The organism is Streptomyces sp. NPDC002232 (assembly GCF_042890295.1).
Classification (GTDB): domain Bacteria; phylum Actinomycetota; class Actinomycetes; order Streptomycetales; family Streptomycetaceae; genus Streptomyces.
This window is the reverse complement of the sequence record NZ_JBIARV010000006.1, coordinates 742,785-755,097: the sequence shown is the minus strand read 5'-3', so window position 1 is coordinate 755,097 and position 12,313 is coordinate 742,785. Positions and strand designations below refer to the sequence as shown.

Genomic DNA, 12,313 nt, shown 5'->3' with positions numbered 1-12,313 from the left:
CGCTTCCTTCGTTTCCGACTCTATCAGATCTTTCCGATCCGATTTCCTCGGTGCTTTCCGGTCCCTTTTGCTTTCGCTCCGGGCCCTTCCGGCGTTTCCGACTCTATCAGATCCTTTCGGCGTCTGACTCCCAGTCAGGGGGGTTTGTCTTTCCGGCTGTTGGGCCGTTCCGACGTCTCAAACTCTAGCGGGTTTCCCCGGCGACTCATAATCGAGTCTTTTCGAAATGAATTTCGGCATGCCGAAATTCGTCCCGGTGGGGAGGCCGTGCTGAGTAGAGGTGCCGCATCAAGCGGCGGGAGTGGCTGCCCTGGAACCTTCCGGCTCCGTGACAACTCGGAGAACACTACGCATCCGGCAGGGGAGTGTCAACCCCCCTCCAGCCCGGCTCCGTCGGTCGGGAGCCGTCAGTCCAGGTCGGTCAGGCGGCCGCCGGCGTCCGGCTGGGTGAGCTCCACCCGGCGGAGGAGGCGGATGAGCGCCTCCCCCAGAAGGCCCCGCTCGTCCGCGCTCAGGTCCTGGAGGAGGTCCTCCTCGAAGTCGGTGGCCATCCGCATGGCCTCCAGCCACTTCGTACGGCCCTCGTCGGTCAGCTCGACGATCACGCGGACCCGGTTGTTCTCGTCCCGGTCGCGGGTGACCAGGCCCTCGCCCGCCATGCGGTCGATGCGGTGCGTCATCGCCGCGGGCGTGAGCCCGAGGCGCTTGGCCAGTTCGCCGGGGCCGAGGCGGTAGGGGGCGCCGGAGAGGACGAGGGTCTTGAGGACCTCCCACTCCGCGTTGCTGATGCCGAGGTCGGAGAGCTGGCGGCCGTACGCCACGTTCATCCGGCGGTTCAGCCGGCCGAGGGCGGACACGACCTTCTCCACCTGCGGGTCGAGGTCGCCGTACTCGCGCTGATACGCGGCGATCTGCTCGTCGAGGCTCGGCTCCTGGGGAGCGGTGTCGGACATGCGGCGAGTATCCCACGCCTCTCGTTGGCGTTGAAGTCCTTCGGTGTGTACTGTTAAGACGTTAACTTTATGGTTGAAGTCTTCAGGGTTCAGGCGTACACGTCTGAACCCGCGACCGAAGTGGGTGAGTGTGACCAAGGCGAGGGGCGCAGCGATGCGCCGTATCCAGGCAGGCAGCGCGCTGAGCGCGTTCGGACTCGGCTTCACCGTCCCGTACCTCTATGTGTACGTGGCGCAGGTGCGGGATCTGGGCGCCGCGACGGCGGGGATCGTGCTGGCCGTCTTCGCCATGGCCGCACTGGTGGTGCTGCCCTTCAGCGGGCGGGCCATCGACCGGCGCGGGCCCGTGCCGGTGCTCCTGGTGGCCTCGGTCGTCGCCGCGGTGGGCGCGGTGGCGATGGGCTTCGCGTCCAGCGTGCCGGCGGCCGTGGGGGCCGCGGCGCTCCTGGGTGCCGGTACGGCCGTGCTCCAGCCGGCGCTGGCGACGATGATCGTCTGGTGCTCCGAGCCCGTCGGCCGCACCCGGGCCTTCGCGACGCAGTTCTTCCTTCAGAACCTCGGCCTCGGTGTGGGCGGTCTGATCGGCGGTCTGCTGGTCGACACGACCCGGCCGGGCAGCTTCATCCTGCTGTTCTCGATCGAGGCGGCGATGTTCCTGGTGCTCGCCGCGATCGTGGGGACCGTCCGGATGCCGGGTTCGCCGGCGCTCCAGGGTGCGCGTCCGGCCGAGGGCGGCGGGGGCGGCGGTGTCCGCGCGCTGCTCGGGCACAAGGCCATGGTGCAGCTGTGCGTCCTGGGCTTCGTGCTGTTCTTCGCCTGCTACGGGCAGTTCGAGTCGGGGCTCGCGGCGTACGGCACGGAGGCCGCGGGCATCCAGCCGTCGACGCTCGGGATCGCCCTCGCCGCGAACACGGCGGTGATCGTGGTCGCCCAGTTCCTGGTGCTGCGGTTCGTCGAGCGCCGCAGGCGGAGCCGGGTGATCGCGGCCGTGGGCCTGATCTGGACCGTGGCCTGGCTCATCGCCGGGTACGCGGGTCTCGGGCACGGCAGCCAGGCCATGGCGACGGCCGCCTTCGTCTCCACGTACGCCCTCTTCGGGCTCGGTGAGGCGATGCTGTCGCCGACCGTGGCCCCGCTGGTGGCCGATCTGGCGCCGGAGTCGATGGTCGGGCAGTACAACTCGGCCTTCGCCCTGGTGAAGCAGCTGGCGCTGGCGGTCGGTCCGGCCGTGGGCGGGCCCATGGGGGCCGCGCTGCACGGTCCGTACATCGTGACCTTCGTGCTGTTCTCGCTCGGGATCACGCTGCTGGCCGTCCGTCTCGGCAGGCGGCTGACGCCCGAGCAGGACCAGCCCTTCCTCGCCCTCAAGCCGTCGAAGGTCGTCGCCCGGCACGAGCCGGTGCGCGAGAGCGAGACCGCGGCGGTCTGACCGGATCAGTCCGGCAGGGCGAACTCGCACCAGACCGCTTTGCCGCCGCCCGGTGTGCGGCGGCTCCCCCAGGACGAGGCGATCGTCGCGATGATCGAGATTCCGCGACCCGCCTCGTCCTCCGTCTCCGCCCTGCGGCGGCGCGGCAGGTGGTCGTCGCCGTCCGTCACCTCGATGATCAGGCGGCGGTCGGTGCGGCGCAGCCGCAGGCGCATGGGCGGGGTGCCGTGCTGGAGCGAGTTCGCCACGAGCTCGCTGGTGGCGAGGACCCCGAGGTCGCGCAGTTCGACCGGGAAGCGCCAGGAGGAGAGGACGCCCGAGGCGAAGGCACGCGCGCGGGGCGCGGCCTCCACCCCGCCCAGGAGTTCCAGGGCGGCGTTGTGGAAGAGCTCGGCGTCCGTGCCCCTGCGGGAGGGGTGCTGGACGACTAGCACGGCGACATCGTCGTCGTGCTCTGCGGTGACGCCGAGGGCGCGCAGGAGCCGGTCGCAGACCACCTGCGGGGTGCCGTCGGCGCCGGAGAGGGCGCGGGCCAGGGCGGCGACGCCCTCGTCGATGTCCTCCCGGCGGCGCTCGACCAGGCCGTCGGTGTAGAGGACGGCGGTGGAGCCGGGCGGCAGGGCGATCGATCCCGAGGCGTGCAGCCAGCCGCCGGTGCCGAGCGGCGGGCCGGTCGGGTCCTCGGCGCGGCGGACGGTGCCGTCCTCGTCCCGGACGAGGATCGGGAGGTGGCCGGCGGAGGCGTACACCAGCTTTCCCTCGCTGGGGTCGTGGATCGCGTACACGCAGGTGGCGATCTGGCTGGCGTCGATCTCGGCGGCGAGGCCGTCGAGCAGCTGGAGCACCTCGTGCGGGGGCAGGTCCAGGCGGGCGTAGGCCCGGACGGCGGTGCGGAGCTGGCCCATGACGGCGGCGGCGCGCACGCCCCGGCCCATCACGTCGCCGATGACGAGGGCGGTGCGGCCCGCTCCGAGGGTGATCACGTCGTACCAGTCGCCGCCGACGGCCGCGTCCGCGACGCCGGGCTGGTAGGTGGCGGCGATCCGCAGGTCGTCGGGCTGCTCCAGCTCCTGCGGGAGCAGCGAGCGCTGGAGGGTGACGGCGGTCTCGCGGTGCCGTCGCTCGCTGGCCCGGAGCCGCTCGGCGGCGTCGGCGTGGTCGGTGACGTCGGCGGCGTGGACGAGGACGCCGCCACCGAGGCGGGGGCTGTCGACGGGCAGGCAGGTGACCGTGTACGAGCCGCCCTCGCGGGTGCGGCGGGACTTCACCGTCCGGGGCTTGCCGCTGCGGAGGACCTGGTCCATGAGGGGCAGCAGGCCGAGCTCCTCGGCCTCGGGGCAGGTGTCGGCGACGGTGGCGCCGGCCGGGCGGGGGCCGAAGGCGGCGGCGTACGCGTCGTTCACGTACGCGATGCGGTGCTCCGGGCCGTACACGAGGGCGACGAGGCCGGGGAGGCGGCCGAGCAGCTCCCGTACGGGGAAGTCCTCCAGGGCGGGGACGTCGGCGGCCGCGGCCCCGTCGTCGGGCAGCTCCGGATGCTGACCGTACTCACCGCGGGCGGCGGGCACGGAGCCCTCTGTCCCGCGCGCCGCGCGGCGCTGCGTGCCGGGGAGCCGGGCGCTCCAACGGGTGAAGTTCACGGATCTGTATGCCTCGTGGTGTCGGTGCCGTGCAGAGTCACGCTGTGCAGGTGTGAGCCCACCTATGGTCACACGTCCAGTGTGGGTGAGTGCACTGACAGTGATGTCAGGAGCGCGGCTTGTCGCCGTCGCCGGGGGGTGGTGAGGCGGCGAGTTCGAATTCGGCCCTGGGGTGTTCCAGCGAGCCGAGAGAGACGATCTCCCGTTTGAACAGCCCGGACAAGGTCCATTCGGCGAGGACCCGGGCCTTGCGGTTGAAGGTCGGGACGCGGCTGAGGTGATAGGCGCGGTGCATGAACCAGGCCGGATATCCCTTGAGCTTGCGTCCGTAGACGTGGGCGACTCCCTTGTGGAGGCCGAGGGAGGCGACGGAGCCCACGTACGCGTGCGCGTACTGCTTGAGCGGCTGCCCGCGCAGGGAGGCCGCGATGTTCTCGGCGAGGACCCGGGCCTGGCGGACGGCGTGCTGGGCGTTGGGCGCGCACTCCTTGCCGGGCTCGGCCGCCGTGACGTCGGGGACGGCGGCGGCGTCGCCGGCCGCCCAGGCGTGCGGGGCGCCCTCGACGGCGAGGTGGGCGGTGCAGCGGAGCCTGCCGCGTCCGTCCAGCGGGAGGTCGGTGGCGGCGAGGAGCGGCGCGGGCTTCACTCCGGCGGTCCAGACGACGGTGCGGGTGGGCAGGCGGCTGCCGTCGCTGAGGACGGCGACCCGGTCCTCGCAGGACTCCAGCCGAGTGTCCAGGCGCACGTCGATGTTCCGGTTGCGGAGCTCGCGGACGGCGTACCGGCCCATGTCCTCGCCCACCTCGGGGAGGATCCGGCCGGTGGCCTCGACGAGGACCCAGCGCAGGTCCTCGGGCTTGATGTTGTGGTAGTACCGCGCGGTGTAGCGGGCCATGTCCTCCAGCTCGGCGAGGGCCTCCACGCCCGCGTAGCCGCCGCCGACGAAGACGAAGGTGAGGGCGGCGTCGCGGATCGCGGGATCGCGGGTGGAGGAGGCGATGTCCATCTGCTCGATGACGTGGTTGCGCAGCCCGATGGCCTCCTCGACGGTCTTGAAGCCGATGCCGTGGTCGGCGAGACCGGGGACGGGGAGGGTGCGGGAGACCGATCCGGGGGCGAGGACCAGTTCGTCGTACGCCAGGTCGACGGCGCCGGTGCCCTCCTCCGCGGTGGCGAGGGTGGAGAGGGTCACGGTGCGCTTGGCGTGGTCGACGGAGCCGACCTCGCCGATGACGACCCGGCAGCGGTCGAGGACCCTGCGGAGCGGGACGACGACGTGGCGCGGGGAGATGGAGCCGGCCGCGGCCTCGGGCAGGAACGGCTGGTAGGTCATGTACGGCTCGGGGGTGACCACCACGATCTCGGCGGTGCCGGCTCTGAGCTCCGCTCCGAGCTGCCGCTGGAGGCGCAGCGCGGTGTACATGCCGACGTATCCACCGCCGACCACGAGAATGCGCGCAGGTTCGGTCACTGTCCCATGACGCACCCCCGTCCGTGGTTTGTCCACAGGCCCGGCAAATTGTGTGACCGGAGGGATATGGAGGCGCGGGGTGGCGCGGGGGCGTCGTGCGGGGGAAACGGCGCAGGTCACCCCGGCCGGGGCGGGTGGGGAGAGGGGTGGGAATCGGGAGTCTTCCGGGCCTTGCTCCGATCGGGGGTCGCACCGTACGGAACTCCCCCTTCTGAATTGACCCCGACTCAACTATGTTCGTACTTCGTCGGGGTGTCGGACCGGGGCGCGCGCGTGGACCGAAGCGCTCGTCCGCCGGAAGCCCCGTGTCAGGGCGGGGAGTCTCCGGGGGGAGACATCATGAGCGGGGGAACGCTTATGCAGATTCAGGATTCGGGATGGCAGTCGGGCGCCGGGACGGCGACCGTCGACGGGCACGGCGTCGGGACGGCCGAGCCGCGCCACGGCACGCTGCCGGCGGGCGGCAGGTCCGCGCCGCTGCGGGTGGACGCCCAGCGCAATCTGGAGCACGTGCTGCGGGCCGCGCGCGAGGTGTTCGGCGAGCTGGGCTACGGGGCTCCGATGGAGGACGTGGCGCGCCGGGCCCGGGTCGGGGTCGGCACCGTCTACCGCCGCTTCCCCAGCAAGGACGTGCTGGTGCGGCGGATAGCCGAGGAGGAGACCTCCCGGCTGACCGAGCAGGCGCGGGCCGCGCTGGGCCAGGAGGAGGAGCCGTGGTCGGCGCTCTCCCGGTTCCTGCGGACCTCGGTGGCCTCGGGCGCGGGCCGTCTCCTGCCGCCGCAGGTGCTGCGCGTGGGCGTGGACGAGTCCGGCATCCCGCTCGTCGGGCCGGACGCGGACGAGGCGGCGCGGGTGCCGTACCAGCGCGGTCTCGCCGAGCCGTCCGACCCGCGCGTGGTCGCTCCGCGTGCCGTGCCCGCCGAGGAGCGGGACGACGCGGGGGCCGCGGAGCTCCTCGAGGTCGTCGGCCGGCTGGTCGACCGGGCGCGGGAGGCGGGTGAGCTGCGGACGGACGTGACCGTGGCGGACGTCCTCCTCGTGATCGCGACCGCCGCACCGGCCCTGCCGGACGCGGTGCAGCAGGCGGCGGCCTCGGCCCGGCTCCTCGACATCCTCCTCGAGGGCCTGCGGTCCCGGTAGTCGCTTCCGGCGGCTCCTCGCGGGTGGCACCTTCCGTGGCCCGGGGGGAACCGTACGGGGGGCGTGGTCCGGGCGGACCGAACCGTACGGGCGGCGTGGTCCGGGCGGACCAAACCGTACGGGCGGCGTGGTCCGGGCGGACCAATCAGCCTGACACGAACGTGTGAACGGTTACGCCCGGATACACGAAGTCGCCCCGGACGAGTGGTAAGTGGACGCGGCGCTTCGGCGCGCCCTCGCTCTGTGACACGCTGATCCGACATTCGGGTCCGAGCGCGCGTGACGGGGGCTTCCGCGATGAGCGGTGACAGTCGGGACGATCCGCCGGGCGGCGGCGCGGAGACCGGGGACCTGCCCTCCCGGCAGGTCCCGGGCCAGGGCGGCCGGGGTGCTCACCCCGCGGCGCCGAGCGTGCCGTCCGCGCCGAGCGTGCCGATGCAGCGCGCGGGCAGGGTCCAGGGGCCGGGCGCTCCCGAGGCCCCCGGCACGGACGAGGGTCCCGACGGGGCCACCGAACCCGACGGGCTCGTCGGGCCCGACGGCCCCGGCCGGGCCGACGAGGCCCACGAGGCCCACGAGTTCCACGAGTCCCACGGCACCTACGTGCCCCACGCGCTCGACGCGTCCCACGAGCCCGACGAGCCCGACACCGTGCTCCCGCCGCCGCTCGAACTGCCGCCCTCCGACGCCGAGCTCGTCCGGCTCATGCGGGACGGCGACGGCTCCGCGTACGAGGAGCTGTTCCGCCGCCACTCCGACGCCGTCCGCCGCTACGCCCGGACCTGCTGCCGGGACGCGCACACCGCCGACGACCTCACCGCCGAGGTGTTCGCCCGCACCCTCCAGGCGGTCCGGGGCGGCGCCGGGCCCGAACAGGCCGTGCGGGCCTACCTCATGACCACCGTCCGGCGGGTCGCGGCGCACTGGGCCAGGACCCAGAAGCGGGAGCACCTCGTCGAGGACTTCGCCGTGTTCGCCGCGGACGCCGCCCGCTCCTCCGAGGTCTCCGACCAGGACACGATGGACCTCGGCGCGGACGTCCGCGCCATGCACGAGGCCGAGCAGTCCCTCGCCCTTCAGGCCTTCCGCTCGCTGCCCGAGCGCTGGCAGGCCGTGCTGTGGCACACCACCGTCGAGGAGGAGTCCCCGAGCGAGGTCGCCCCGCTCTTCGGCCTGACCGCGAACGCCACGGCCGTCCTCGCCAGCCGGGCCCGCGAGGGCCTCAAGCAGGCCTACCTCCAGGCGCACGTCAGTCAGTCCCTGACCGCGGGCGGCGACTGCGCCCGCTACGCGGACCGGCTCGGCGCCTACGCCCGCGGCGGACTGCGGATGCGGGCCGAGCGGGGACTGCGCAAGCACCTCGACGCGTGCGCGAAGTGCCGCCTCGCCGCCGGAGAACTGGCCCACGTGAACGCCGGGATCCCCGCGCTCCTGCCGGTCGCCGTCATCGGCTGGTTCGCCGCCGGGTACACGCTCAAGGCGGCCGGTGCCGTCGCCGGCGGCACCGCCGCCGCGGCCGGCGCGGGCGCGGCGGCCGCCGCCACCGGGTCCTCCGGGGGAGCCGCCTCGGGCGGGGCCGCCGCCGAGGGGCTCGGCGCGCCCGCGAAGGCCGGCATCGCGGCGGCCATGGCGGTCGCCGCGGCCGCCGGGCTCGTCTGGGCGATGGCCGGGGACCCGCAGCCGGTGTCCGCGCCCCGGCCCACCCAGCCGGTCGTCACGCCGATCGTGCCGGAGCCCGCGCCGCCCGCCGAACCCTCCCCGAAACCCGCGCCGCCGGCCCCGCCCGTCGCCTCCGCCCCGGCGCCCGAGCCCCCGCCGCCGGCCCCGAAGCCGAAGCCGACGCCCAGGCCCGTACCGAAGCCGACGCCGCCCCCGGCACCCGCCCCCGAGCCGACGCCCGCGCCCGCCCCGAAACCGACTCCGAAGCCCACGCCGCCGCCCGGGAGGCCCGCGCCGAAGCCGACGCCCCCGGCGCCCGCGCCGCCGTCCGTCTACCAGGTCGGCGAACTGGACTACGGCATCTTCGGCGACGGCACCAAGCCCGAGGTGTCCCTCGCGGACAGCAGCTGGATGTGGCAGCGGAACTCCCTGTCCATCGGCGGCACCTCGTACGCGCCCGGGGTCAGCGTCCACGCGCCGTCCTCGCTGCTCATCGACCTCAACCGGCAGTGCACCGGCTACGACGCGGTCGTCGGCATCGACGACCTCAGCGCCTGGCTCGGCACCGGCGGCGTCCGCTTCTCCGTCTACGGGGACGGGGAGCGGCTCTGGCGGTCCGCTGTCGTCCGGGCGGGCGACCCGCCCGTCCCGGTGCACGTCGACCTCACCGGCCGCGCCACGCTCCGGCTCGTGGTGGAGGAGGACACGCCGTTCGGCCGGACCGCGGTCGCCGACTGGGCGGAGTCCCGGATCAGCTGCTCCTGACGGCCCCCGCGGGGCCCGGCGCCGCCGCGAAGGACGCGACGAGGTCGAGGACCTCGTCGAGGCCGAGTCCCGTCCCGGCCGCGCGGGCCGCCTCCAGGGCGGGCGCGTCGAGCTCGGCCCGCGCCCGCGCCTCCAGGTGCTCCAGCTCCCGGAGCTCGGGGACCGAGCGCGGGGTGTCCCGGCGCCAGTGGTCGACGGCGGCCATGACCCGCACGGCGAGGGCCGTCTCGCCCGCCTCGGCCAGGGCGAAGGCGAGCCCCTCCCCCAGTCCGACGGTGATGAAGTCCGCGCACTGGGCCTCCCGCGCGATGCGGAGCGCGGTGGCGGCCGTCGCGACGGCGGCCGCGCCCCGTCCCTCGTACGCCTCGACGCGGGCGGCGATGCCGACCACGGCCGCCTCGAAGTGCGGGGGCGGGGTGCCGAGCGCGACGGTCCTGCCCGCCTCCTCCAGCTGGGCGCGGGCCTCGGCGATGTCGCGGCGGTGCAGGGCGAAGGCGGCGCGGAGGAAGCAGACGTACGTCTGGCTGTCCCGCACGTGGTAGCGGTCGGCCTCCCGTGCGGCTTCGTCGAGGGTCGCCTCGGCGGTCTCCAGGTCGCCGAGGCGGTAGGCCAGTTCGGCCAGGCGGGCGAGGAGGAAGGGCGCCTCGGCGTGGGCTCCGACCTCACGGGCGAGGGCGAGGGCCTCCTCGTACACCTCGCCGGCCTCCGCGTGCCGGCCGCGCATCGTGTGGGCCTCGCCCGCCGCGCTCGCGATCTGCGCGGCCATCCAGCGGTCGCCGACGCGCCGGGCGATGACGCGGAGCTCGGCGAGGGCGTCGTCGATGCCGGGCATGCCGCCGGGCATGTCGACGACCATGTGCGTGCGGAACATCAGGCTGACGCCGAGCTCCCAGTCGCCGCCGTGGCGGCGGCAGTTGTCGACGGCGGAGTCGAGCAGGGAGCGGACCGTGGAGGGGTCCTCGGTGAGGTACGCGGTGAAGGGCCAGAGCAGACCGGGGAAGCGGGCCGCCTCGGGGCCGGGCTCCTTCCCGAACGCGTCGCGCACGCGCCGGACGAGCGCGAGGGTCTCCGGCTCCTGGAAGTCGCCCATCGACTGGCTCTCGACCGCGAGGAAGAAGTGCAGCATGCGCAGGTGCATGCGGGGCCAGTGGCGGGGGTCGGCGGGATCGGCCGGGTCCTCGCCGAGGTCGAGCGCGCGGCCGACCCAGACCAGGCCCTCGGGGCGGTAGTTCCGCAGCCACCAGAACCAGCCCATGGCGAAGACGAGCCGGAGGGCGGCGGTCTCGTCGGGGTCGGTGACGAGGGTGCGGTGGAGGGCGGCGCGGATGTTGTCGAGGTCGCGCTCCACGGTGTCGATCCAGGGCAGCTGCTCCGCCGAGCGGAGTCGGGGCTCGGCCGTCTCCGCGAGCGCCGTGAAGTGGGCGGTGTGGGTGGCCTCGGCGGCGGCGAGCAGCTCGGGCTCCTCGGCGGCGCGCTCGGCGGCGTACTCGTGGATGGTCTCCAGGAGGCGGTAGCGCATCTCGCCGCCCTCGGTGGGGGTGGCGACGACGAGCGACTTGTCGACGAGGGCGCCGAGGGCGTCGGCGGCGGACGGGGAGAGGGCCTCGGCGGCGGCCAGGTCCCAGCCGCCGGCGAAGACCGACACCTGGCGGAGCAGGGTCCGCTCGGCCGGGTCGAGGAGGTCCCAGGACCAGTCGACGACCGCGCGGAGGGTCTGCTGGCGGGGGAGGACGGTCCGCGAGCCGGAGGTGAGGAGGAGGAACCGGTCGTCGAGGCGGTCGGCTATCTGGCGCGGGGTGAGCAGCCGCAGCCGGGCGGCGGCCAGCTCGATGGCGAGCGGCAGGCCGTCGAGGCGCCGGCAGATCTCGTCGACGGCCTCGCCGCCGTCGCGCGCGAGGTCGAAGGAGGGGCGCACGGTGCGGGCCCGCTCGGTGAAGAGGCGGTGGGCGGGGTCGGGCGGAAGGGGCTCGACGGGGCGGACGGACTCGCCGGGGACGCCGAGGGGTTCACGGCTGGTGGCGAGGACCCGGAGCTGCGGGCAGTGGGTGAGCAGGGTCTCGGCGAGGGCGGCGGCCGCGTCGATGACGTGCTCGCAGTTGTCGAGGACCAGGAGCAGCGGGCGGCGGGCCAGGTGCTCGACGAGGTGGGCGGTGGGGTCGTCCTTGAGCGGGGCCCCCTCACGGGTGATCAGGTTGATCTCGCGGAGGCGCAGGGCGGAGAGGACGGCGCCGGGGAGGGCGTCGGGGTCGTCGAGCGGGGCGAGCTCGGCGATCCAGGCGGCGGGCCCGGCGGCCCGGAGCGCGGCCTCCTCGGCGAGCCTGGTCTTGCCGGAACCGCCGGGCCCGGTGAGCGTGACGAGCCGGGAGCGGGTGAGGTCGGCCCGGAGCGCGGCGAGCTCGGGTTCCCGGCCGACGAAGGAGGTGAGACGGGGGCGGATGTTTCCGGAGTCGGGGGCGGGTCCCCCGGCGGCGGCAGCGGGCGGGGCCGGGGAGGGGGCCGGGGTCGGGCTCGGGCTCGGAGTCGGGGCCTCGGTGCCGGTGAGGAGTTCGTGGTGGAGCGCGGTGAGCTCGGGGCCGGGGTCGGCGCCGAGGCCGTCCGCGAGGGTGCGGCGGGCCGATTCGTACGCCGTGAGGGCGTCGGCGTGGCGGCCCTCGGCCCGCAGGGCCCGGATGAGCTGGGCGCGGAACGTCTCGTCGTACGGATACGTGGTGGTGAGCTCGGTCAGCTCCGGTACGAGTCCGTCGGTGGCGCCCCGCCGCAGATCGGCCTCGACGCGCTGCCGGAGCGCGGCGACGCGCTGCGCCTCGGGCCGGACGCCGGCCGGTTCGGGCAGGTCGGCGAGGGCGGGGCCGCGGAAGAGCCCGAGGGCCTCGCGGAGGAGGGCGGCGGCGGTGCCGGGGTCGCCGGCGTCGAGGCGGGCGGCGGCGTCCGCGGCCCGGCGCCGGAAGACGTACAGGTCGATGTCCTCGGGGCCGGCGGCGAGGCGGTAGCCGGGGCCGGGGGTGGAGGCGACGGCCTCCCTGCCGAGGATCCTGCGGAGGCGGCCGACCAGGGCCTGAAGCGCGGCGGGGGCGTCCTGCGGCGGGTCGTCCCCGTACACGTCGTCGGCGAGCTCGCCGACGGAGACGGCCCGTCCGCCGCGCAGCGCGAGGGCGGCGAGCAGCGCGCGCAGCCGGGCACCGCCGAGCGGGAGCGGGGTGCCGTCGGGACGAAGGGCCTCGGTGGTGCCGAGGATGAGATACCGCACCGATCCATT

Annotated in this window: 7 protein-coding genes; 3 read left to right on the top strand and 4 right to left on the bottom strand. The window is 74.6% G+C overall.

What is annotated here, in order from left to right; genetic code table 11:
* Positions 1-407: 407 nt before the first annotated feature.
* On the bottom strand, positions 408-953 hold the full coding sequence (locus ACFYXU_RS31650) for a MarR family winged helix-turn-helix transcriptional regulator (RefSeq protein ID WP_376511508.1): 546 nt from the start codon (positions 951-953) through the stop codon (positions 408-410).
* Positions 954-1,107: 154 nt separating this feature from the next.
* Here ACFYXU_RS31650 and ACFYXU_RS31645 point away from each other — a divergent pair, with 154 nt between their 5' ends.
* Complete coding sequence (locus ACFYXU_RS31645) at positions 1,108-2,382, top strand: MFS transporter (RefSeq protein WP_376511506.1); 1,275 nt, start codon at positions 1,108-1,110, stop codon at positions 2,380-2,382.
* 5 nt (positions 2,383-2,387) lie between these two features.
* On the opposite strand, the gene ACFYXU_RS31640 is transcribed toward ACFYXU_RS31645, so the two are convergent.
* Both ACFYXU_RS31640 and ACFYXU_RS31635 read right to left on the bottom strand, forming a co-directional pair.
* Positions 2,388-4,022, bottom strand: coding sequence for a SpoIIE family protein phosphatase (locus ACFYXU_RS31640; protein ID WP_376511504.1), 1,635 nt, complete (start codon positions 4,020-4,022; stop codon positions 2,388-2,390).
* 106 nt (positions 4,023-4,128) lie between these two features.
* Positions 4,129-5,493, bottom strand: coding sequence for an NAD(P)/FAD-dependent oxidoreductase (locus ACFYXU_RS31635; protein ID WP_361396936.1), 1,365 nt, complete (start codon positions 5,491-5,493; stop codon positions 4,129-4,131).
* Positions 5,494-5,832: 339 nt separating this feature from the next.
* Here ACFYXU_RS31635 and ACFYXU_RS31630 point away from each other — a divergent pair, with 339 nt between their 5' ends.
* A complete protein-coding gene (locus ACFYXU_RS31630; protein WP_376511502.1) occupies positions 5,833-6,633 on the top strand; it encodes a TetR/AcrR family transcriptional regulator in 801 nt (266 codons plus the stop codon).
* Between the two features lie 297 nt (positions 6,634-6,930).
* A complete protein-coding gene (locus ACFYXU_RS31625; RefSeq protein ID WP_389461114.1) occupies positions 6,931-9,057 on the top strand; it encodes a sigma-70 family RNA polymerase sigma factor in 2,127 nt (708 codons plus the stop codon).
* Here ACFYXU_RS31625 and ACFYXU_RS31620 read toward each other — a convergent pair.
* Positions 9,044-12,304 carry an ATP-binding protein gene (locus tag ACFYXU_RS31620; protein WP_389461112.1) on the bottom strand — a complete coding sequence of 1,087 codons (3,261 nt, stop codon included), beginning with the start codon at positions 12,302-12,304 and terminating at the stop codon, positions 9,044-9,046. The two genes, ACFYXU_RS31625 and ACFYXU_RS31620, sit on opposite strands and share 14 nt — an antisense overlap.
* Positions 12,305-12,313 lie beyond the last annotated feature (9 nt).